The organism is Limnohabitans sp. TS-CS-82, assembly GCF_002943475.1.
Window position 1 is genome coordinate 154152 of the sequence record NZ_PTQX01000008.1, and the last position, 22736, is coordinate 176887.

Below are 22736 nucleotides of genomic sequence, written 5' to 3' on the forward strand. Positions count from 1 at the left end.
GCTGAGTGACAAAATTAATTGGGGACACATCAAAAAAAGCCCCCACCCAGCGCTTTTTCATCACCCTCGCACGCAAAAAGGCTCACACCGCCGCGTCTGGTGGCTCTTGACGCGCAGCAAAAGGCCTGCCCGCCTTGCCTTTGCTCAAGCGCCGCTGCGTGAGCGGCTGCAAACCCGCCACAAAGGAGGCATCGCCCAATGCCCAACCGCTGAGCGTGGCATCGGTCAATGCACCTTGTTGGTCCGCGCCAATGCCCGCTTGCACCAATTCGGCGTAGGCCGCTTCACGCGCAAACGGGGTGTTGCCCAAGCCCCAATACAAGGGGTGCGGCGTGATCAGCCGGTCCGTCCGCCTGCCCGTGTAATGCGCGTAGCTGGACCACGGGTAATCTTCAGGCAGCGCCACCATGTGCGCCCGCACAGGGTTGAGGTCGATGTAGACCATGCACGCCAGCAAGTAGCGATCTGTTTGAATCAGCGTGGAGCGATAGCGCCCTTCCCACAAGGTGCCCGTGCGGCCATGCACTTTGTTGAACACCTGCACGTAACTGCGCCCGACGGCCTGCATCATTTTGGGCAAGGCTTGGTCTTTTTGTGGCGTGAGCAGCAGGTGCAAATGGTTGCTCATCAACACATACGCATGCACGTCCACACCTTGCGCGCGCGCATGCTCAAACAGCAAATCCAACATCCGCTGGAAATCTGCAGGCGTGCGAAAAATGTCTTGTCGGTTGTTACCGCGCAAGATGACGTGGTGCGGATAGCCGGTAAGGGTGAGGCGAGGTTGGCGGGCCATGCGTGGAAAGCAAGTGCTAAAGCGCCAGTTTAATTGGGATCTGACCCCCATTAAATTGGTTTACGCTCTGCGCATGAACACATCAACGCTTCGCATCGGCGCAGGCGCGGGTTACGCGGGCGACCGCATCCCGCCCGCCGTCGAACTGGCCGAGAAAGGCCAGCTGGACTACCTGGTGTTCGAGTGCTTGGCCGAGCGCACGATCGCACTGGCGCAGCTCGAACGCAGCCACCACCCCGACGCAGGGTTTGACCCCTTGCTCACGGCCCGCATGCGCGCTGTGCTGCCAGCCTGCATACGTCAAGGCACCCGCATCATCAGCAACATGGGCGCGGCCAACCCACTGCAAGCGGGCTACGCGGTGCTGGCTGTGGCCGAAGCGTTGGGACTGCCACAAGTCAAAGTAGCCGTGGTGCTGGGCGACGATGTGCTGACCACGCTTTGCGCAGATGGTTTGTCGCTGCCCGTGCTGGAATCCAACCAAACGCTGGCAGACCTGCAACCCCAACTGATTTCGGCCAACGCTTATCTGGGCGCCGATGCTTTGCTGCCCGCCTTGCAAACCGACGCCCACGTCATCATCACCGGCCGAGTGGCCGACCCCGCGCTGTTTTTGGCGCCCTTGATGCACCACTTCGGCTGGACACACGACGACTGGACGCGCTTGGGCAAAGGCGTGTTGGTTGGGCATTTGCTGGAATGCGCAGCGCAAATCACAGGCGGCTACTTTGCCGACCCCGGTTACAAAGATGTGCCGCACATGGCGCAATTGGGCTTTCCGCTGGCCGAAGTCAGCGCCTCGGGCGATGCCGTCATCACCAAAGTGGCCGGCTCGGGCGGCTGCGTGACGGTGGCCACCTGCACCGAACAGCTGCTGTACGAAATCGAAAACCCAGCGCGCTACCTGCAACCCGATGTGGTGGCTGATTTTTCTCAGGTTCAACTCACGCAAGTGGGCCCAGATCGCGTGCAAATCACGGACGGCAACGGCCATCCGCGCACCGACACGCTGAAGGTGACGTTGGGCTACCGCGACGGCTTCATCGGCGAAGGCCAGATGAGCTACGCCGGACTGGGCGCACCAGCTCGTGGCCAATTGGCGCTGGACCTGGTACGTGAACGCTTGGCGCAAGCGGGTTACGCCGAGTTTGAAGGCCGCTACGACTTGATTGGCGTGAACGCCATTTTTGGGGGTGGCTCGCAGAACACCATCGAACCTAAAGCGCCCTACTTGTCGACAGAGCTTAGCCCCCATCGAACAGCGGAAGGCAGCAACGCAACCACCGAAGTCCGAGCCCGCGTGACCCTGCGCGTGCCGACCTTGCAACACGCCCAGCATGTGGCGCACGAAGTCGAAGCGCTTTACCTCAATGGCCCAGCAGGTGGCGGCGGTGCCACACGTTCGGTGCGCGAAGTCATCGCCGCGGCCGCCGTACTCATGCCACGCAGCGCGGTTCACACATCCACCGTGCTACTCAACGCCGAAGGACACTGACATGCTGCTGCGCGACATCGCCCACACCCGCACTGGCGACAAAGGCAACCGGTCCACCCTGTCGGTCATCGCCTACGACAAAAAAGACTTTGCGCTGCTCGAACAACAACTCACATCCGAACGCGTGCAGGCGCATTACGCGGGCATCGTCCACGGCCCCGTCGAGCGCTATGTACTGCCGCAATTGGGCGCGCTCAACTTTGTCATGCACAAGGCCTTGGGCGGCGGCGTGACCCGCTCATTGGCACTCGACGCCCACGGGAAATGCCTGAGTGCGCACCTGCTCAGCCTTGTGATCGAATAGGCCTACTTTTTGGAGACACCATGAAAAACATCCGTATCGTTGGCCTGCTGGCCGCCTTGCTTGGCCTAGGCCTCGTCACCTCAACAGCCCAAGCGCAGGCCTACCCCAACAAGCCCATCAAAGCCATCGTGCCCTTTGCCGCGGGCAGCGCCACCGACCAAATTGGTCGTGCCTTTGCCCAAAAGATGTCTGAAATTCTTGGCCAACCCATCGTGGTCGACAACAAGGCGGGCGTGAACGGCATGCTGGGCGCTGACGCCGTTGCCAAGTCCGCCCCCGACGGCTACACCCTGCTCATCGGCACCAACAGCACCAACGCCGCGCTGAAAAGCCTGATGAAAAAGCTGCCCTACGACCAAGACACCGCCTTTGCGCCCGTGGGCTACTTGGGGTCGGTGCCCTTGATCGTCGCCGTCAATAACGACGTGCCTGCCAAAAACCTGAAAGAACTGGTCGAGCTGGCCAAAGCCAAACCCACGCATGTCACCTTTGCCAGCGCCAGCACCTCGCAACTGGTGTCCACCGAAGTGCTAGCCAACATGGCCGGTATTCAAATGACGCATGTGCCCTACAAAAGCGGGCCCGCGGCCATGACCGATTTGATCGGCGGCCAAGTCAACCTGTTCACCGCCGACTTTGCCGTCACCTTGCCGCAGGTCAAAGCGGGCAAGATCCGCGGCTTGGCTGTCACGTCCACCCAGCGCTCCAAAGCCATCCCTGAGTTGCCCACCGTCAACGAAGCCTTAGGCCTGAAAGACTATGAGCTGATCGCCTACTTCGCCATCTTTGCGCCCGCAGGCACGCCGCACGAGATCATTCAAAAACTCAACGCCGCCATCAACACAGCCGCCGCCGATAAGGGCATTCTGGAACGCTTCGCAGCCCTAGGCTTTGAAACTGCCCCCGCCTCGCCCGAGGCACTGGCACAGCGCTCCAAAGCTGAAACCGCCAAGTGGGCGAAGGCCATTCGCGACGCGAAGATTGAGGCGCAGTAAGGTAGAAAAAACCTATCGCGCGGGCAGATGCTTCGCGGTCAAAGCGCCACCAACGGGTAGCGCTCGCCCATCAACTCGGCCACGCCAAACTCAGTGAGCAAGGTTTGCAAACGCTCGCCCGCTGCGCGTTTTTTCTGGCCCGTGTATTTGGCCAAGATCAGCTCGTTTTTCATGCTGTGCTCCCAGCCAACCAGCTCGGTCACGGTCACTTGGTAGCCCTGCGATTCCAAGTACAAGCAGCGCAGCACGTTGGTGAGTTGGCTGCCCACTTCGCGGGTGTGCAGCGGGTGGCGCCACAACTCGGCCAGCGGCGTGCGTTGCAAGTTGATCGCTTTGTTTTGGTTGAGCGCGCGCGCCAGTTCGGCTTGGCAGCAAGGCACCAGTACCATGAATTTGGCTTTCTTTTGCAAGCCAAAGGCAATGGCGTCGTCGGTGGCGGTGTCGCAGGCGTGCAGCGCGGTGACCACGTCGATCTGCGCAGGCAAGGCATCGCTCTGGGCTGACTCGGCCACGCTCAGGTTGAGAAAGTGCATGCGGTCAAAGCCCAAACGCTGCGCGAGTGCTTTGGACGATTCAACCAGTTCGCTGCGCGTCTCAATGCCGTAAATCGCGCCTTGGCCCAAGGCCTTGAAAAACAGGTCGTAAATGATGAAGCCCAAATACGACTTGCCTGCACCGTGGTCAGCCAAGGTGGGGCCTTGGTCATTGGGGGGAAGCTCTTTGAGCAGCTTTTCGATGAACTGAAACAGGTGATACACCTGCTTCAACTTGCGGCGTGAATCTTGGTTGAGCTTGCCGTCGCGGGTGAGGATGTGCAGCTCTTTGAGCAACTCGATGGACTGGCCGGGGCGCAGGTCGAGCTGAGAACTTGGATCTTGGGGCTTGGCCGCAGCAGCTTGTTTTTGTTTGGACATGGCTCAATTGTGCAGGCGAGAGGTGATGCCTAATTTGTCCCACCCCGCATGACCCAACGTGTTCAACACCTCGATGTTGCGTTCAAAGATGAGCGATGCATCGGGATAAGCCTCCACCGCTTTGTCGAGGCTGGCTTCGCGCAACAAGTGCAGCGTAGGGTATGGCGTGCGATTGGTGAAGTTCTCGATGTCATCTTCGGCCGTGCCACCGAATTGGTAGCGCGGGTGAAAGTCGGCGACTTGCAGCACGCCGTCTAGTTCTAGGTCCATCAGCACATCGTCGCAGTCGGCCAGAAAGTCATTGAAGTCTAAAAAATCGGGCAAGAGGTGGGGGGCGATGAGCAGCGTGGTGTCTAGCGTGTCAGGATCGGCCTCGGCCAAGTGCTGCAACTCGTCGCGCAGCAGCGCCAGCCAATCGGCAGGGTCGGTGGAGAGGCACACGCGATAGCGCACCATGTCTTTCACGACCACGGCTTTGGCAAAGGGGCACAGGTTCAAGCCCACCACAGCTTGGAGCAGCCAGGTTTGGGTGTCTTCAATGGCGGTGCGGACCACCTCCATCGCGTCGTCATCCCGCATGTTCAGCCTCGTTGCGTTGTACCAAAGCGCGGCCAATGCAGAGCGACAACACCACACCGACAGCGCTCAGGCTGACGGTGACAACCCACGTCCACTGCCACCCGCCCACGGCCGCGGCGACCCATGCGACCAACGGAGGCCCTGCAAATTGGCCAAAGGCCGACCATTGCTGCATGTACCCCACGGTGGTCGACACCGTGCCTTCGCTGGGCGCCAAGCGCACCGCCATCGAGAATAAGGTGCCCGGAATCAAACCGCCCACGGCAGAAAACATCACCACGCTGAAAAACCGCCAAGGCATGGGCAGGCCCACACCTTGCCACTGCGCATAGGCGCCCACCGCGCCAAGGGCCATGCAGCCAAAACCGATTTGCAGCAAACGCTGCGGCTGCCAGCCGCGTTGCAGCAAGCGCCCCGACATGACGTTGCCGCTGACGTTGGCCACGGCCACACACGCGGTCAACACGCCCGTCAAACGAGCCGCCAAGCCCATCTCGGCATAGACGGTGGGCAAGAAGCCGACCACCGCCATCCATTGCGAGGCGTACACCGCAAAGCTCAAAGACACCCACCACGGGCCCGCACTGCGCAAGGTCAGCGCCAAGCGCTTGGGCCATGCGTTGTCCACGCTGGCGGCTTGCTGCGGGGTTTGTGCAGGCGGTGCCACATCAGGCACGCAGCACCACACGGCAAGCAAGGCCAACAGCGACACAACGCTCAAGCCCCACCACCACACAGACCAACTCAACACCGCCATCACCAAGGGCCCCGCCAACAAGGCCAGCGCGTTGCCAATGGGCATGTACGTGCCCCACCAACCCATGCGGCCATTGAGTTGATCGGCAGCCACGGTACGGCGAATCAACGCAGGCGCGGGCATCACCACCAGCAAAAATCCCAAGCCTTCGAAAGCGCGCAGCACCAGCAAGGTGGTGGCGTCAGCCGCAAAACCACCGGCCAAACTGGCGCACGACAGCAGCAATAAGCCCGTCAACATGCTGCGGCGCAGGCCCAAACTGTCGGAACTCAAGCCCACCGCCAACCCGAGGGTCATGCTGGCCACTTGCACGGCCGAGAGCAAAAAGCCCGCTTGCACCAAGGTGATGTTCAACGCCGTTTGCAACACCGGCAACGCGGGCGGCAATTTGCCAATGTGCAGCGCAGCGCACACACCCGCCAAGACGATGACCCAAGAGGGGTGAATGCCAAAGCGGTGGTGTGTCATGGCAGCTTTCAGGTCGTGAGGCGTGCGTGTTCGCGGGTGGCGAAGCGGTCGGTCATGCCCGACAAATAGTCGGCCACCGCGCGCGGCAAGTCGTGGCGTTGCGCGTAGGACGCAGGCATTTCTTCGGGCTTGGCGAGGTAGGCAGCAAACAACTCGCGCACCACCTCGCGGGCCCAATCGGTGGTTTGCATCACTTGCGGGTGACGGTACAAGTTGTGAAACAAGAACGACTTGAGGGCTTTGGACTCCTCAAACATGGCCGCGCTGAACTGCACCAGCGGCGGACACTGACGCACGTCCTCCACGCTGTTGGGCGCGTGCTGCGCCAAAGCCGCGCGGGTGGTGTGAATCACGTCGTACACCTGATCGCTCAACATGCGGCGAATGGTTTCAAACAACACGCGACGCCCTTGCAACTGCGGGTGCTCGCTCAAGGTTTGCGCGTGGTAGCGAGCAAACAGCGACACGTCTTGCAACTGCGCCAGGGTCAACAAACCGGAGCGCACGCCGTCGTCGATGTCGTGGGCGTTGTAGGCAATGGCGTCGGCCAAGTTGCACAACTGCGCCTCTAAGCTGGGCTGCGTGCCCGTCAAAAACCGAGCGGCCACGCCATTGGGTTCGTGGGCCTCAATGGCTTGGGCGTTGCGACGGGCGCAGTGCTTCAAGATGCCTTCGCGGGTTTCGAAGCTGAGGTTCAGACCGTTGAAATTCGGGTAGCGCTCCTCCAACTCATCGACCACGCGCAGGCTTTGCAGGTTGTGCTCGAAGCCGCCGTAGGGCGTCATGCATTCGTTCAAGGCATCTTGACCGGCGTGGCCAAACGGCGTGTGCCCAAGGTCATGGGCCAAGGCCACCGCCTCCACCAAGTCTTCGTTCAAACCCAAGGCGCGTGCGATAGAACGACCGAGTTGCGCCACCTCCAACGAATGCGTCATGCGCGTGCGAAACAAGTCGCCTTCGTGGTTCAAAAACACTTGGGTTTTGTAAACCAAGCGGCGAAACGCGGTGGAGTGCACGATGCGGTCGCGGTCCCGCTGATGCGGGTTGCGAAAACTCGCAGCGTGAGCGGGCGCCTCGGGCTCAGCGTGGAGACGCCCACGCGAGCGCTCGGGCTGACAGGCGTAGGCGGCTAAATCAGTCAAGCCACGCAGCAATCGTCAATCACCTGCGACACCAAGGCGTCAGGCGCCCCGCGCACGATGGCGCTGCCCGGTTTGTCGATCAGCACAAAACGGATGTCGCCCGCCTCGGCTTTTTTATCCACACGCATGTGGTGCAAATACACCTCCGCGCCCAACTTGGGGCCCACGGTGGGCAAGCCTGCGCGTGCGATGAGCGCGGTGAAGCGCGAGACAAACGCCTCGTCCACCAAGCCCAAACGCTGCGACAGGTGCGAGGCCATCACCATGCCGCAGCCCACGGCTTCGCCGTGCAGCCATTCGCCAAAACCCAAACCGGCTTCGATGGCGTGACCAAAGGTGTGGCCAAAATTCAAAATGGCGCGGATGCCGCCTTCGCGCTCGTCTTGGCTCACCACCCACGCTTTGATTTCGCAGCTGCGTTTGACGGCGTGCGCCAACGCTTGCGGGTCGCGCGCCATCAGCGCGTCGAGGTGATCGTCGATCCAGTCGAGAAACGCCATGTCCGCAATCGGGCCGTATTTGATGACCTCGGCCAAGCCCGCGCTCATTTCGCGCTGGGGCAAAGTTTGCAAGGTGTCGAGGTCGCAGACCACGCGGTGCGGTTGGTAAAACGCGCCAATCATGTTCTTGCCAATGGGATGGTTGATCGCCGTTTTGCCGCCCACCGACGAGTCCACCTGCGCCAGCAAGGTGGTGGGCACTTGCACAAACGGCACGCCGCGCATGTAGCAAGCAGCGGCAAACCCGGTCATGTCGCCCACCACGCCGCCGCCCAAAGCGAACAGCACGGTTTTGCGGTCAGCGCCTTGGCCCAGCAGGGCGTCAAAAATGAGGTTGAGCGTTTGCCAGTCTTTGTGGCTTTCGCCGTCGGGCAAGACCACGGTGTGCACGTGGCTGTAGCGCCCCGCCAAAGCCGTGGCCAAACGCTGCGCGTAGAGCGGGCCCACCGTGTCGTTGGTGACGATGAAGGCGGCGCTGGCCTTGGGCAAATCGGCCCAAGTACTGGGCGCATCGAGCAACTGGCCGCCAATCAAAATGGGGTAGCTGCGATCGCCCAAATCAATGGCCACGCGCGCGATGTGGGGGGTGTCTGACATGGTTGCCTTAGAGAGAAGTTCAGGACGCGGCGGGCTGCTCGGGCAAATGCCCCGCCAGCTCCAGCTGCGACACGATCATGTTGACCAAGGTCGACACGCTGGGTCGCCCCGTTTCAATGACGTAATGTGCGCAGTCGCGGTACAGCGGATCGCGCTTTTCAAACAGTTCGCGCAAACGCGCTTGCGGGTCGGCCACTTGCAGCAGCGGGCGATTTTGGTCGTTGCGCAAACGGCGAAACACCTCTTCGGGGCTGGAGCGCAAATAAAACACATGGCCGCGTTCGCGCAAACGTTCACGGTTGATGGGGCGCAGCACCGAGCCGCCGCCGGTGGACAACACGCCCGTGTGGTGCAGGCTCAGGTCGTCGAGCACCTCGGACTCTAGGTCACGGAAACGGTCTTCCCCTTCGCGCTCGAAATACTCGCGCACCGAGCAGCCGAGGCGATGCTCAATCGCGTGATCGGAATCCACGAAAGGGATGCGAAGCCGTCTGGCAAGCTGACGACCCACAGTTGTTTTGCCGGAACCCGGCAGACCCACCAAAACCAACAAAATATGCTTTCTTAACGTGCAAGTGCACTTTGGACCAGCATTTTAGGGGTTATGAAAACGAGTAACTCTTGCTTGGCCGTGGCGCGTCGGCGGTTTTTGAACAAGTAGCCCAAAACCGGCAAATCGCCCAAGAACGGCACTTTGTACTCGTCATCTTGTTCGCTGGTCTCGTAAATGCCGCCAATCATGACCGTGCCGCCGTTGTCCACCAGCACCTGGGTTTTGACGTGCTTGGTGTCGATGGCGAAACCCGCAGGGGTGATTTGCCCCACGTTGTCTTTGGAAATATCGAGCTCCAAAACGATGCTGCCCTCGGGCGTGATTTGCGGCGTGACCTCCAACTTGAGGTTGGCCTTGCGAAACGCCAAGGTGGTCGCGCCACTGGCGGAAGCCACTTGGTAGGGCAATTCAGTACCTTGCTCAATCACCGCTTTGGCTTGGTCTGCCGTGACCACGCGCGGGCTAGACACGACCTTGCCTTTGCCATCGGCCTCCAAAGCCGAGAGTTCTAAATTGAGAAACCGGTTCTTGGCCGAATTGAAGATCGACACGGCAAAACTTCCAGCCGCAAACCCGTTCAAGCTGGCCGCAGGCAAGTTGACGAATTGGCCGGTGGTGTCTAAGGCTTTGTCGGCGATGTTGAAGCTGTTAGCTTGCTGCGCCACGGGGTTGGCATTGGCCATCACATTGGCATTGGTGGGGCCCCACACCGCTTGCGGCCCCACCTGGCCCAGACCGCCCAAACGCACCCCGAGGGTTTGACCAAAGGTGTCGCTGGCTTGCACGATGCGCGCTTCGATCATCACTTGACGCAAGGGCACGTCGATCTTGGCCAGCATCTCGGCCACTTGAGTCAAACGCGAGGCCACGTCGGTGACAAACAATTGGTTGGTACGCGGCTCGGCCATCACGCCACCGCGTGCGCTCAATAAACGCGTGCCGCTGGATGCGAACGGCAGACCGCCCGCCAAGCTGCTGCCTGTGGCAGAGGGGTTGCCCCAAGCCGAGGGGCTACCAAATCCTCCAAGACTTAAACCACCCAAGCCGCTCGAACCGCCATAGGCGCTGCCGGGGCTCAAGCTGCTGCCCCACGTCGCACCGGGGAAAGCGCCGACGGCACTGGACATGGCGCTGTTGCCTTGAATTTGCGCCATCACATCCAAGGCCTTGGCGTAATTCAGCAAGAAACTGCGGGTTTGCAAGGGCTCCAAATTTTGCATCGCCGCTTGGGTTTCAAACGCCAACTTGTCGCGTGCAGCCACCTCCGCGCGCGGGGCCACCCAAATGACATTGCCTTGGCGGCGCTGACTCAGGCCCTTGGCTTGCACCATGATGTCGAGCACCTGATCCCAAGGAACTTGGTGCAAACGCAGGGTGAGCGAACCCGTCACGCTGTCGGAGGTGACGATGTTGAGCCCCGTAAAATCGGCCAAGATTTGCAAGGCGGTTCGCACCTCGATGTTTTGAAAATTCAGCGACATGGGCTTGCCGGTGAACGCAGGCGCATCGATTGGGGTGGCGACGCTGCCTGGGGCACTAATGGGAGCGCTGATAGCAGCACCATTTGGCCTGCTGCCTTGGGGGTTGTGCTGGGAATTGTTTGGGGCGCTGCTTTGCGCCATCACACAAGGCAGGCCAAAAAGCATCACGATGCCGAGCGCGCACGCCCAAACACGCCGCCACGCGCATGGCCCGTGCGATCCAAGTGACGGGCCCAACTTGACGTGTCTGTGTGTCATTTCGCACCATCCTCCAAAGGCAGGGTCACATCGCGGGGTTGCCAAACGCCGTGGGCGTCACGCACCAACTCACGCAGGGTCAGTTGGTCGGCGGTGATGGTTTGCACGCGGCCAAAGTCTTGGCCCACGTAATCACCCACCGCGACACGGTAAATCGGGGCGTGCGAGGCAGCGCCCGTCACCTCGGATTCGCGCAACAAAGCCTGCTGAACGCCCGCTTGCGAAATCTGCCCCACGTAACGCAAGCGCTCACGCCGCAGCGCTTCCAAGGGCGTGCGCGTGCGCTGGAGTTCTGGCGCAATCCAGCGTGCGTAACTGGGGTGTTGCTGGGCGTGCTGGCTTTGCGTGTGTTGCCAAGCACGCGCATCGACGGGGTCGACTAGGCCGACCTCGCCCTCTGGCGGCGAAGGCACGCCGGCCAATTGCCAACCGGAAGACCCCTGCTGCGTGACAGGCGCAGGCAAGCGCTGAACAAGATGCAGCACCACTTGAGCGCGCCAGCCGCCGTGGGGTTGCGCTTGCAAATCTAAGCGCGACAACGTGGCCAGTGGCGCAACCTCGGGCAATTGCGTCCACCAGCGCATCCATGCCGACCATGTGCCGTGGAGCTGCACATGCACTGGCACTTGTTGCAAAGGGCCTTTTTTCAGGGCTGACACGGGTACGGCCGTCGACCAATCGACCAAAGTCAGAGACAAACTTTCGCGTTCGGCCAAATGGGTCAAGGCTTGAGAAACGGCGGGCAACTCGGCCGACACCGTTTGGACAAGCACCGAGGTTTCCACGAGGCGTTGCGCCAAGTCTTGCGCCAATTGCGCGCGACGCTGCTGCGCGTTGCGGATGTCAGCCTGCGTGCGCGCCAGGGCTTGGGCCGACGCTTGCGCGTCGGTGAAGGCGTCCCACGCACTCAGCCACCACGGCGCGACCAGCAACGCACCGATGACGATGGCAAGCGCCAAACTCACACGTTGCCAAAACACGGGCCACCCCCAAGGTTGGCGCGGGTTCAGTTTGGGCCAACGCGCCCCGGGCATCAAACGCCCACTTTCAGGTCTGCTTCAATTCGGAAATGCCACACCGAGAGGCCCACGGCGGATTTGGGCGCGGTCAGCTCCAGATGACGCAACTCGGGCGCTTGGGCCCAAATGTCCAATCCCTTGAGTTGCTGCGCCAAATGCTGAGCTTGCGCTGCCGACAAGGCCTCCCCTTTCAACTGCCAATGCGCTTGCTGCTGGTTGACCTCAGACACCCACAGCCCTTGGCTGTGCTGCGCCAGCACGCGGCTCCATTGAAGCGTGTGGGGTTGCACCAAGGCTTGGCCATGCAGCCATTGCCCAAGGGCTTGGGCATCGGCCAGCTCGGCCTGTGCTTCTTTTTGTGCGCTGCGCGCTTGCTTCAAGACTTGCTCAGCGGCAGCCATGTCGCCGATCTCGTCGCGAAGGCTGGCGGCCATGTGAGACATCCACACAGCAACCCCCACCGCCACAAGCGCCCCCGACAGCGTGCCCACCGTCATACGCTGCCACCAATGACGACGCAGCGCCTGCTGCTGCATGGCGCGATGGGGCAAAAAATTAAAACCAGCGCCATGCCAAGCGCCCAAGGCCAAACCCAGCGCCACGTCGTATTGGAGCGCTAGACCGGCATGCGCGGGCGACAACTGCGCCATCAGCGCACTGTGCTGGGTCAAGGCCTGCGCATCGTCACGCGGCATCACAGCCGACACGCGCAACCCCGCCGCCAAGGCGAATTGCTGCCAAGCGTCCACACGCGCACGCGGCGCAGTTGCCCACGCATACATGCGCGGATCAGATGCCGACGTGATGTCGGGCTCGGGGGCGGGCATGACGGGGGAGGCATGAAGCACGCGGTCGTCTGCCGCGTAATCCCAACACACCGCAGGGGCGTCAGGTGCCGCTTGCAGCTCTGCGGCCATCTGAAACGCCACGTCGTCGGCTTGTAAATCAGACGACAGGCGCAAAGTACCGCGGACCACTTCGGCATCGGGAACGGCCACATACAAGGCGTCTATGTGAAGGTCTCGCCCATGCAGCCAGTCTTTGAACCAAAGCCCCAAAACCTGAGGTTGCACCAGTTGACCCTGCGTCACGCAGCCCTCAGGCAAAGCCAAATATTCCGCACAACACACGCTGTCAGCCGCATGCACGGCGCCTGTCAAGACCACCCAATGCGCAGCATCGTCCCGCAAATCAAAGCCGCCAACCGCTAGGCGAAGACTTCGGCGACGTGGCCAAATCGTTCGAACCATGGCATGTCTCCTCTTTTTTATGGCCTCAGTTTTAGTGCCTGACTTCAGGTGAACGTGGGCCCTTGACTCGGCTTATTTGTAACTTCGGCAGACTGCATGCCACCTTTTTATAATCACTCTTACTTATGGCGACCACTCCTACCCCCGACCGTTCGAACGAACAAGCCGCTGCGCCTGCAGCTCCTCGATCCTTGGTGCGCCAATTGCTGCTCTGGAGTGCAGGTCTTGCTGCCGCTGGCTTGCTGACTTTGGCGCTGCTGGTGGGAATCGCCTTGGCCATGGCCTACCCGCAATTGCCCGATATTTCAGACTTGGCGGACTACCGTCCCAAGCAGTCGATGCGGGTGTATTCGGTGGAAGGCACGCAAATTGGCGAGTTTGGCGAAGAGCGCCGCAACCTCACGCCATTCAAAGACATCCCCAAGGTCATGAAAGACGCGGTGCTCGCCATTGAAGACGCGCGCTTTTACCAGCACGGCGGCGTGGACTACATCGGTTTGCTGCGTGCCAGTTTGGCCAACTTGGGCCGCGCCAAGAGCCAAGGTGCATCCACCATCACCATGCAGGTGGCGCGCAATGTGTACCTGTCGTCAGAGAAAACCTTCACCCGCAAGATTTACGAAATCTTGCTGACCAGCAAGCTGGAGCACCTGCTCAGCAAAGACCAGATTTTTGAGATTTACCTGAACCAAATTTACTTGGGCAACCGCGCTTACGGCTTTGCCGCCGCGTCAGAAGCGTATTTCGGCAAGCCCCTGAAAAACATCACCATTGCCGAAGCCGCCATGTTGGCAGGCTTGCCCAAAGCACCGTCGGCCTACAACCCGATCGTCAACCCCAAGCGTGCACGCTCACGCCAGCTCTACATCATTGAGCGCATGGAAGAGCATGGCTTCATCACCAAAGAACAAGCCGCAGCGGCCAAGCAAGAAGAACTCAAGATTCGCACCGCTGCCAGCAGCCTCAACACGCATGCCGACTACGTGTCAGAAATGGCACGCCAATTGATGTTTGCGCAATACGGCAGCGACATCTACACACGCGGCTTGAACGTCTACACCACCATCCGCGCCAGCGACCAACAAGCCGCCTACTTCGCGCTGCGTCGCGGCATCATGGATTTCGAACGCCGCCAACACTACCGCGGCCCTGAGAAGTTCATCACCCTGCCCGCCAACCCCGCTGAGCAAGAAGACGTCATCGACGATGCCTTGATTGACCAAGGCGACAAAGGTGACTTGCTGGCCGCGGTGGTGCTAGAAGCCACGCCCAAAAAAGTGCGTGCCGTGCGCCGCAACAGCGAAATGATTGAGGTCACCGGCGACGGCCTGCAGCCCGTGCAATCGGGCTTGTCAGACAAAGCGCCGCCCAACATCAAGCTGCGCCCAGGCGCCTTGATTCGCGTGACCAAGACCGTCAAAAACACCTGGGAAATCACCCAACTCCCAGAAGTGGAAGGTGCATTTGTGTCCGTGGACCCACGCGACGGGGCCATCCACGCCTTGGTCGGTGGCTTTGACTTTGACAAAAACAAGTTCAACCACGTCACCCAAGCGTGGCGTCAACCGGGCTCTAGCTTCAAGCCATTCATCTACTCGGCCGCATTGGAAAAAGGCTTCACCCCCGCCACGGTGGTGAACGACGCGCCGCTGTTTTTTGACGCCAGCGTGACCGGCGGCCAGCCGTGGGAACCCAAAAACTACGACGGTACTTTTGACGGCCCCATGACCTTGCGTCGCGGTTTGGCGAAATCGAAAAACATGATTTCCATCCGCGTGCTGCAAGCCGTGGGGGCGCAAAACGCACAAAACTGGATCAGTAACTTTGGCTTTGACCCCGAGAAACACCCCCCGTACCTGACGATGGCTTTGGGTGCAGGCTCGGTCACGCCCATGCAAATGGCCGCGGGCTACTCGGTGTTTGCCAACGGTGGCTACCGCATCAACCCCTTCTTGATCACCAAGGTCACCGACCAAACGGGCAAGGTGCTGTCTGAGTTCACGCCCCCGCCCTTGGACGAAACCGTGCGCGGCATTGACGCCCGCAACGCCTTTGTCATGAGCAGCTTGCTGCAAGAAGTGACGCGCAGCGGCACGGCAGCGCGCGCGCAAGCCACGCTCAAACGCCCCGACATTTACGGCAAAACTGGCACCACCAACGACTCGATGGATGCGTGGTTTGCGGGCTACCACCCCACACTCACCGCCGTCACATGGATTGGCTACGACACCCCACGCAAACTGGGCGACCGCGAAACCGGCGGCGGTTTGAGCCTGCCCGTGTGGATCAGCTACATGCAACACGCCTTGCAAGGCGTGCCCGTGATGGAGCCCACCGCGCCTGAAGGCGTGACGCACGACAGCGGCGATTGGGCCTACACCGAGTTCAGCCGAGGCGGTGGGGTGATCAGCTTAGGCACCGCAGACAGCAAACCCACCACCAGCGAGTTACCCGCGAACGACGAGAAGAAACGAATTCTCGATCTGTTCAAAAACTAAAAAAGGAGGCCTCTGGGCCTCCTTTTTTCATGTCCCCAACGTTGGGGCTCCGCGCCTCAAGGTCACGCCGAGAAACGCAAGGGCTGCGCAGTTTGCACACTGGCGTCGTCACTCAAGCGCTGAAAGAACTCGCCTTGGCCTTTGGTGTCCATCCACTGCGCGCCATCAAAGCGGAAGTGATAGCCACCCGAGCGTGCAGCAAGCCACACCTCATGCAGCGGCTTTTGCAGGTTGATGATGATCTGGCTGCGGTTCTCAAACGTCAACGTGATCATGCCGCCCGTGCGCTGGTTGTCGATGTCGGTCACGCCATCGTCGTTGATACGGTCACACGCCAATTCCACCGCTTTGAGCAGAAGTTCGGCATGGTCTAAAAATTCGAGATCGGTCATTACAATTTGCGCCATGGGTATTGAGCAAATCATTCTAGTCAGGGCCAGCGCCCTTTGCGCCAACGTGGCCTCTGCGGCCATCGCAGCGGCGTTGCTGAGCGGTTGCGGCCAAAAAGGTCCGCTGACGCTGCCCAATGACCCCGAGTTCAAACAACGCGCCACGCTGCCCGACATCGTGCGCCGTCAATTGCCAGGCAGCCCGTCGCCCGCTAACGCGACCACGCCAACCCCCAACACACCATCCCCTGCAGCGTCTTCGCCTGCGGGTCGCTGACCCTTTTCACGTTTTTCAAGAGCCGTTTGATGACACACGCCACGCTTGCCGGTGCCCCTTTTGTCGCCCACCAAAACAACGACCTGTACTTGGAAGGCGTCAAACTCGCCGACCTCGCTCGCACACACGGCACGCCCTTGTTTGTGTATTCCAAGGCGGCCATGCTCAGCGCCCTCGCGGCTTACCAACGTGGTTTTGCCGGACGCAACGCCCGCATTTGCTACGCCATGAAAGCCAACTCCTCGCTGGCCGTGCTGCAAGTGTTTGCGCAAGCCGGTTGCGGTTTTGACATCGTCTCAGGCGGCGAACTGGACCGCGTGGTGGCCGCAGGCGGCGATGTGTCTAAAGTGATTTTTTCAGGCGTGGGCAAAACCCGCGCCGAAATGCGCCAAGCACTGCAAGCGGGCATTGCCTGCTTCAACGTGGAAAGCGAAGCCGAGTTGGAAGTGTTGAGCGACGTGGCGCTGAGCTTGGGCCAACGCGCGCCCGTGAGCATTCGCGTCAACCCCAACGTGGACGCCAAAACGCACCCCTACATTTCGACCGGTTTGAAAGGCAACAAATTTGGCGTGGCCCACGAACGTGCGTTGCAAACCTACCAACGCGCCGCCAGCCTGCCCGGCTTGCAAGTGACGGGCATTGACTGCCACATTGGCTCGCAAATCACAGAAACCACGCCCTACCTCGACGCCATGGACCGCGTGCTCGACTTGGTGCAAGCCATTGAAGCCGCAGGCATTCCCATTCATCACATCGACTTCGGCGGTGGCCTCGGCATCAACTACAACGGCGACACCCCACCCGAAGCCGATGCACTGTGGGCCCAACTGCTGACCAAGCTCGACGCACGCGGCTACGGCCAACGCCAATTGATGATTGAGCCTGGCCGTTCGCTGGTGGGTAACGCAGGCGTGTGCCTGACCGAGGTGCTGTACCTCAAGCCTGGCGAGCAAAAGAACTTCTGCATCGTCGACGCCGCCATGAACGACTTGCCCCGCCCTGCCATGTACGAGGCGTTTCACCAAATCGTGCCCTTGGCCCCACGCAGCGGCGATACCGTGATGTACGACGTGGTGGGCCCCATTTGCGAGAGCGGTGACTGGCTGGGCCGCGACCGTTCGTTGACCGTGCAAACGGGCGACACCTTGGCCGTGCTGTCCACCGGCGCGTATTGCATGGCCATGGCCAGCAACTACAACACAAGGGGCCGCGCGGCCGAAATTTTGGTGGACGGCGACAAGGCGCATGTCATTCGCCGTCGCGAGACCTCGGCAGATCAGATGGCGATGGAGTCGCTGGTTCCTTAACCAGCCGATTTGAGCTGCCGAATTAAGCCTTCGATCGAAGGCCGTGGCGCACGCGCCACCCTAAGAGCAGCGCCATGATGCCCGCATACACCCCCACTTCGGTGAAGTTGTTCTTGCCCGCGCGCATCCAAAAGAAGTGCAGCACCGCCAACGCCGCCACGCCATAAACCGCTTTGTGCAAACGCTGCCAACGCTTGGCGCCTAGCCAGCGAATGGCCGCATTGAACGAGGTCGCCGCCAGCGGCGTGAGCAACACAAATGCGCTGAAGCCCACCCAAATGAAGGGGCGTTTGGCGATGTCGTGTGCGATGTCTTCCACCTCAAACCCCATGTCCAGCCAGCTGTAACAGAGCAAGTGCAGCACGACATAAAAGTAGGTGAACAGACCGAGCAAGCGCCTGAACCGGGCCAACTCCGGGAGCCCAAACTGCACGCGCAAAGGCGTCACGGCGAGGGTGAGGCACAGCAGCCGCAAGGTCCAGTCGCCCGTGGCGCGAATCACATATTCAGCAGGGTTGGCCCCCAGCGCATCGTGGCTCGCGCCCCACACAAGCCACATGAAAGGCAACAAGCCCAGCAGCCACGCCATGGGCTTGGCGTTGCGATGCCTCAACGCGTTGCGCAAAAAGAGGTTCACCTCAGAAAAACTTCTTCAAATCCATGCCCGCATACAGCTGACCGACTTGCGCTTCGTAGCCGTTGAGCATGAGGGTTTTGCGTTTTTTCGCAAAGAGGCCGTCTTCGCCAATGCGCCGCTCTGCCGCTTGGCTCCAGCGCGGGTGATCGACCAAAGGGTTGACGTTGGAATAAAAGCCATATTCCTGCGGCGCTGAGCGGCCCCAAGAGTTCACAGGCTGCTTTTCAACGAACCGAATTTTGACCAAGCTCTTGGCGCTTTTGAAACCGTACTTCCAAGGCACCACCAAACGCACAGGCGCGCCGTTTTGGTTCGGCAGCACTTCGCCGTACATGCCAAACGACAGCAGCGTGAGCGGGTGCATGGCCTCGTCCAAGCGCAAGCCTTCTACGTACGGCCAATCGAGCACATGCGAGCGCACACCGGGCATGGTTTTGGGATCGGCCAAGGTGGTGAACTCGATGTACTTCGCGCTGCCCAAGGGCTCCACGCGTTTGATGAGCTCTGCCAGCGAATAACCCACCCATGGGATCACCATCGACCAGCCTTCCACGCAACGCAAGCGGTAAATGCGTTCTTCCATGGGGCTGAGTTTGAGCAAATCACCCAGATCAAAACGGGTCGGTTTTTTCACCAAGCCCTCCACCTCGACCGTCCAAGGCTTGGTTGGCAAGGTGTGCGCGTATTGCGCGGGATCGGCTTTGTCGGTGCCAAATTCGTAATAGTTGTTGTACGTGCTGGCGTCGGTGTAAGACGTGATTTTTTCCATCACATGGCCGCCACTGATGCGGCTGGGCGCGCCCGCCAAAGGCGCCAGCTTGCCGGGGCGTGCGCCTGCAGGCGCTGCCGCTTGGGCCATGGCCTCTCGTCCCGCCCATGCGGCCATCGACACGCCCGCAGCCCCTGCTGCGATCTGCTTGAGCCAATCACGCCGCTGCAGGTACACCGATTGCGGCGTGATGTCGCTGCTGACGGCGTGCGTAAAACCTGTGTCACTGAGGGGGGTGTAGGCGTTGTGTCGCATGGGGACTACTTTCTGATGGCGTTGCCAAGCATTGTGAGCGAGATGGATCGTTGATGCAGAGTCGCAGAAGAAAGGCATTCCTGACAAACGGACTTGAATTGAGCGGGCAAACTTGAAGACGAAAAAAAAGCTGGCGAAGCGCCAGCTTTTCTTATGGAGTTAAAAACTCAGATCAACGCAAACCGGCGATGTAGTCGGCCACGGCTTTGATCTCGCGGTCGTTCATCTTGGCAGCGACTTGCGTCATTTGCAGGCTGTTTTTGCGGCCGCCGTCACGGAAGCTGATCAGCTGAGCCACCGCGTATTCAGCGTGTTGGCCCGACAAACGTGGGTACTGTGAAGGAATGCCTGCGCCGTTGGGTGCGTGGCAACCTGCGCAAGCTGGGATTTGACGATCGGCAATGCCACCGCGGTAAATGCGCTCACCCAAGGTGACCAACTCTTTGTCTTTGGCGAAGCCAGTTTTGGCGGTCTTAGAACCCACCCAAGCGGCGATGTTCTTCATGTCGTCCTCTGACAAGGCAGCAACCATACCGCTCATGATGGCGTTGGCACGCTTGCCCGACTTGAACTCTTGGAGTTGCTTGACGATGTAGTCAGGGTGCTGCTGGGCCAACTTGGGGTTGGCAGGCGATCCTGAATTGCCATCAGCGCCGTGACAAGCAGCGCAAACCGCTGTGTAACTGGCTTCGCCTTTGACCAAGTCAGGCTTGGCGGCTTTAGCGGCTGGCTCATTGGCGTGAGCAGAGAAAACGGGGGCTACCAAAGCGGCAGCGATCAGCAAAGAGGCAAACAGTTTCATATGAATTCTTTGTTAAATGGCGCGCAGAAACGTCGAAAAACTCGGCAGATTCTACAATGCCGTATGAACCTGCCAGACCCACACGACACCCAAGCCCCGATTGACATGCCCGAGGTGCCCGATACAACGGTCTTGGACGCCGAAAAAGAAGCCGAAAAAGCCGCTGCAAAAGCAGCGTACGCCCTGCTCAGCCCCGCCGACCAAGCCAAGTTTGCCATGGGCTGGCTGCACACCGCACGATTTTTGACCACCGCCGCCCAGCTGCACCATTTGCCCGCCTACGATTTGCCAGAAATTGCATTTGTGGGCCGCTCCAATGCCGGTAAATCCACCTGCATCAACGTGCTGACCCAGCAAAAACGCTTGGCCTACGCCTCCAAAACCCCCGGTCGCACCCAGCACATCAACTTATTTGCCATGGGCCGCAAGGGGCAAACCGACGCCGTGCTGGCCGACTTGCCTGGCTACGGCTACGCCGCGGTGCCCAAACAAGACAAGATCCGCTGGCAACAGGTGATGGCCAACTATTTGCTCACCCGCGACAACTTGCGCGCCGTGGTGCTGATGTGTGACCCCCGCCACGGCTTGACCGACTTGGACGACATCTTGCTCGATGTCATTCGCCCTCGCGTCGAAGAAGGCCTGAAATTCATGGTGCTCCTCACCAAGTCCGACAAGCTCAACCGCGCCGAAGGTGCCAAAGCCCTGTCGATTGCCAAGCTGCAAGCCGGTGGTGGCGAAGTGCGCCTGTTCTCGGCCCTCAAGAAACAAGGCGTGAACGAAGTCGCCGCCACCCTCTACGACTGGATGCATCCTTGATTCAACACCTCACACACGCCCTGCCACACGGCATCTCTTTGAGTTGCCGCGTCAGCGGCGACGTGGGACGCCCCGTGCTGATGTTTTTGCACGGATTTCCCGAGGCGGCATTTGTGTGGGATGAATTGCTGACGTTTTTTGCGCAACCCGAGCACGGCGGTTACCGATGCGTCGCGCCCAACCTGCGCGGCTATGAGCACTCCAGCGCCCCTGCCGATGTGGCCGCCTACCGCGCCAAACACTTGGTGCAAGACATCGTGGCCTTGGCTGCGATCGAAAGCCCAAACGCGCCACTGGCTGGGCTAATCGCGCACGACTGGGGCGGTGCCGTGGCTTGGAACGTGGCCAACCAACACCCCGACCTGATGCGCCGCTTGACCATCATCAACTCGCCGCATCCCGGCACGTTTTTGCGCGAGCTGCAAAACAGCCCCGAACAACAGGCGGCCAGCGCCTACATGAACTTTTTGATCCGGCCTGATGCAGAAGACTTGCTGGCCGAAGACGACTACCGCCGCCTGTGGGAATTTTTCACCCACATGGGCGCCGCCGACGGCCCACACGCGTGGCTGACCGACGACATCAAAGCCCACTACCGCGATGTGTGGCAACAGGGCTTGACCGGCCCGCTCAACTATTACCGCGCGTCGCCCATGCGTCCTGCACGCCCAGGCGATCCAGCCGCTGCAGCACTGCATTTGCCCCACAGCATGTTGACCGTGAACGTGCCCACTTGCGTGATCTGGGCCATGCAAGACATCGCCCTGCCAGCGGGCTTGATTGAAGGTTTGGACGCTTTTGTGCCCAAGCTCACCCTGCAAAAAGTGGCCGACGGCACACATTGGCTGGTGCATGAACAACCCGCCTTAGTCGCAGGTTTACTCGGTGACTTTTTGCACGAAGACAAATCGGGACGCTCGGCCAAAGAGCGCACCGTGACCATCAGCGCGCGCACCCACGATCGCAGCAGCACAGGCCGCCCCAGCGGTGACCGTCGCCGCTGAATCAGTAAATGTCAGGTGCGCCCACAGGCCTTGTTTTGAAGCGCTTGTGCACCCAAAAATACTGCGCGGGCATGGCGTTGATGAAGCCCTCTAAACGCTGATTCATCAGCGCTGTATCGGCCGCTGGGTCGTCGGTCGGGAAATCGGTCCAAGCGGGATGCACCACCACCTCGTACCCCGTATCCGTCATGCGGGTGATCACAGGCACCACGCGCGCGCGACCCAACTTGGCAAAGCGCGACAACGAAGGCACCGTGGCGGCCAGCTCACCATAAAACGGCACAAAAATCGACTCACTGGGCCCAAAGTTCATATCGGGCAACAGGTACAGCAACTCGTTTTTACGCAAGGCGCTGACGATGGGCTTCACCCCATCTTCACGGCGGAACAAACGCACCTGGCCAAAACGCTGCCGGCCTTGCGCCACCCATGCATCCACCGTGGCGTTGGACTGCGGCGTAAAAATGGTGGTGAAGTGCAGTGGCAAGCGCAAGGTGAGCAAGGTCCACCCCACATCCAAGCCCACGAAGTGCGGCGCAAACAAGACCGTAGGCTCGTCGGCCGACAAAGCTTGCACCTCACCGGTCAATGGCACACGCGACTGAATGCACGCCGCACTGCGGTGCCAAAGCCAACTGCGGTCCAGCCAAGCTTGCGCGAAGTGCACAAAGGTCTGACGGGCCAAGGCTTCACGCTCTGCGTCACTCAAATGCGGGAAGCACACCCGTAAATTGGTCAGCACCACATGGCGACGCGAACGCACCACACGGTAAAGCAAAGCGCCCAACCCTGCGCCCAAGGCGCGCAGCCACGACAGTGGCAAATAACTCAGCCCGCGCAGCAACCACAAACCCAACACACTGAACATCGC

The 22736-nt window shown here is 60.4% G+C and carries 23 protein-coding genes; 8 read left to right on the plus strand and 15 right to left on the minus strand.

The window, feature by feature from the left end:
* Positions 1–82: 82 nt before the first annotated feature.
* Positions 83–796: a transposase gene (locus tag C5F52_RS16680; RefSeq protein ID WP_104799487.1), complete on the minus strand. Its 714-nt coding sequence runs from the start codon at positions 794–796 to the stop codon at positions 83–85.
* Positions 797–869: 73 nt separating this feature from the next.
* Between C5F52_RS16680 and C5F52_RS16685 the strand changes: the two genes are divergently transcribed.
* From C5F52_RS16685 to C5F52_RS16695, 3 genes are read left to right on the plus strand one after another with little or no spacing between them, the layout of a single operon-like run.
* Complete coding sequence (locus C5F52_RS16685) at positions 870–2291, plus strand: acyclic terpene utilization AtuA family protein (protein ID WP_104799488.1); 1422 nt, start codon at positions 870–872, stop codon at positions 2289–2291.
* 1 nt (position 2292) lies between these two features.
* On the plus strand, positions 2293–2595 hold the full coding sequence (locus C5F52_RS16690; protein ID WP_104799489.1) for a hypothetical protein: 303 nt from the start codon (positions 2293–2295) through the stop codon (positions 2593–2595).
* 20 nt (positions 2596–2615) lie between these two features.
* The gene (locus C5F52_RS16695; RefSeq protein WP_104799490.1) at positions 2616–3590 is read left to right on the plus strand and encodes a tripartite tricarboxylate transporter substrate binding protein; all 975 of its coding nucleotides are present in this window, start codon (positions 2616–2618) and stop codon (positions 3588–3590) included.
* A 38-nt stretch (positions 3591–3628) separates the two neighbouring features.
* Here the strand turns inward: C5F52_RS16695 and C5F52_RS16700 are convergent, their stop codons facing one another.
* The 9 genes from C5F52_RS16700 to C5F52_RS16740 form a co-directional block, all read right to left on the minus strand.
* Positions 3629–4504, minus strand: coding sequence for an SAM-dependent methyltransferase (locus C5F52_RS16700; protein ID WP_104799491.1), 876 nt, complete (start codon positions 4502–4504; stop codon positions 3629–3631).
* Between the two features lie 3 nt (positions 4505–4507).
* Entirely contained in the window at positions 4508–5083 is a 576-nt protein-coding gene (locus tag C5F52_RS16705) for a DUF1415 domain-containing protein (RefSeq protein WP_236657895.1), read from the minus strand.
* A complete protein-coding gene (locus C5F52_RS16710; protein WP_104799492.1) occupies positions 5073–6308 on the minus strand; it encodes a CynX/NimT family MFS transporter in 1236 nt (411 codons plus the stop codon). Before C5F52_RS16710 ends, C5F52_RS16705 begins: the two co-directional genes overlap by 11 nt.
* An 8-nt stretch (positions 6309–6316) precedes the next feature.
* Positions 6317–7450 (minus strand): deoxyguanosinetriphosphate triphosphohydrolase, encoded by a 1134-nt coding sequence (locus C5F52_RS16715; RefSeq protein WP_369952540.1) that lies wholly within the window; start codon positions 7448–7450, stop codon positions 6317–6319.
* Positions 7447–8547, minus strand: a complete 1101-nt coding sequence (gene aroB, locus C5F52_RS16720; RefSeq protein ID WP_104799493.1) for a 3-dehydroquinate synthase — start codon at positions 8545–8547, stop codon at positions 7447–7449. The genes C5F52_RS16715 and aroB overlap by 4 nt, the downstream gene beginning before the upstream one ends.
* A 19-nt stretch (positions 8548–8566) precedes the next feature.
* Positions 8567–9103 (minus strand): shikimate kinase, encoded by a 537-nt coding sequence (locus C5F52_RS16725; RefSeq protein ID WP_104799494.1) that lies wholly within the window; start codon positions 9101–9103, stop codon positions 8567–8569.
* Between the two features lie 8 nt (positions 9104–9111).
* Positions 9112–10581 (minus strand): type IV pilus secretin PilQ, encoded by a 1470-nt coding sequence (locus C5F52_RS16730; RefSeq protein WP_161499717.1) that lies wholly within the window; start codon positions 10579–10581, stop codon positions 9112–9114.
* Positions 10582–10835: 254 nt separating this feature from the next.
* A complete protein-coding gene (locus tag C5F52_RS16735) occupies positions 10836–11819 on the minus strand; it encodes a pilus assembly protein PilP (protein WP_161499718.1) in 984 nt (327 codons plus the stop codon).
* Between the two features lie 53 nt (positions 11820–11872).
* On the minus strand, positions 11873–13108 hold the full coding sequence (locus tag C5F52_RS16740) for a PilN domain-containing protein (RefSeq protein WP_146100103.1): 1236 nt from the start codon (positions 13106–13108) through the stop codon (positions 11873–11875).
* A gap of 125 nt (positions 13109–13233) precedes the next feature.
* Between C5F52_RS16740 and C5F52_RS16745 the strand changes: the two genes are divergently transcribed.
* The gene (locus C5F52_RS16745) at positions 13234–15606 is read left to right on the plus strand and encodes a penicillin-binding protein 1A (RefSeq protein WP_104799498.1); all 2373 of its coding nucleotides are present in this window, start codon (positions 13234–13236) and stop codon (positions 15604–15606) included.
* Positions 15607–15668: 62 nt separating this feature from the next.
* Here C5F52_RS16745 and cyaY read toward each other — a convergent pair whose 3' ends face one another.
* Positions 15669–15998 carry an iron donor protein CyaY gene (cyaY, locus tag C5F52_RS16750; protein WP_104799587.1) on the minus strand — a complete coding sequence of 110 codons (330 nt, stop codon included), beginning with the start codon at positions 15996–15998 and terminating at the stop codon, positions 15669–15671.
* 13 nt (positions 15999–16011) lie between these two features.
* Between cyaY and C5F52_RS16755 the strand changes: the two genes are divergently transcribed.
* On the plus strand, positions 16012–16272 hold the full coding sequence (locus tag C5F52_RS16755; protein ID WP_104799499.1) for a lipoprotein: 261 nt from the start codon (positions 16012–16014) through the stop codon (positions 16270–16272).
* Between the two features lie 29 nt (positions 16273–16301).
* Complete coding sequence (gene lysA, locus C5F52_RS16760; protein ID WP_104799500.1) at positions 16302–17579, plus strand: diaminopimelate decarboxylase; 1278 nt, start codon at positions 16302–16304, stop codon at positions 17577–17579.
* 22 nt (positions 17580–17601) lie between these two features.
* Here lysA and C5F52_RS16765 read toward each other — a convergent pair whose 3' ends face one another.
* From C5F52_RS16765 to C5F52_RS16775, 3 genes are all read right to left on the minus strand, one after another.
* Entirely contained in the window at positions 17602–18168 is a 567-nt protein-coding gene (locus tag C5F52_RS16765) for a sulfite oxidase heme-binding subunit YedZ (RefSeq protein ID WP_104799588.1), read from the minus strand.
* A gap of 49 nt (positions 18169–18217) precedes the next feature.
* Positions 18218–19240 (minus strand): protein-methionine-sulfoxide reductase catalytic subunit MsrP, encoded by a 1023-nt coding sequence (gene msrP / locus C5F52_RS16770; RefSeq protein WP_104799501.1) that lies wholly within the window; start codon positions 19238–19240, stop codon positions 18218–18220.
* A 172-nt stretch (positions 19241–19412) separates the two neighbouring features.
* A complete protein-coding gene (locus C5F52_RS16775; protein WP_104799502.1) occupies positions 19413–20042 on the minus strand; it encodes a cytochrome c in 630 nt (209 codons plus the stop codon).
* A gap of 216 nt (positions 20043–20258) precedes the next feature.
* Between C5F52_RS16775 and yihA the strand changes: the two genes are divergently transcribed.
* Both yihA and C5F52_RS16785 read left to right on the plus strand, forming a co-directional pair.
* The gene (gene yihA / locus C5F52_RS16780; RefSeq protein ID WP_104799589.1) at positions 20259–20861 is read left to right on the plus strand and encodes a ribosome biogenesis GTP-binding protein YihA/YsxC; all 603 of its coding nucleotides are present in this window, start codon (positions 20259–20261) and stop codon (positions 20859–20861) included.
* Complete coding sequence (locus C5F52_RS16785) at positions 20858–21865, plus strand: alpha/beta fold hydrolase (protein WP_236657896.1); 1008 nt, start codon at positions 20858–20860, stop codon at positions 21863–21865. The genes yihA and C5F52_RS16785 overlap by 4 nt, the downstream gene beginning before the upstream one ends.
* Before the next feature lies 1 nt (position 21866).
* Here C5F52_RS16785 and C5F52_RS16790 read toward each other — a convergent pair whose 3' ends face one another.
* Positions 21867–22733 (minus strand): lysophospholipid acyltransferase family protein, encoded by an 867-nt coding sequence (locus C5F52_RS16790; protein ID WP_104799503.1) that lies wholly within the window; start codon positions 22731–22733, stop codon positions 21867–21869.
* Positions 22734–22736 lie beyond the last annotated feature (3 nt).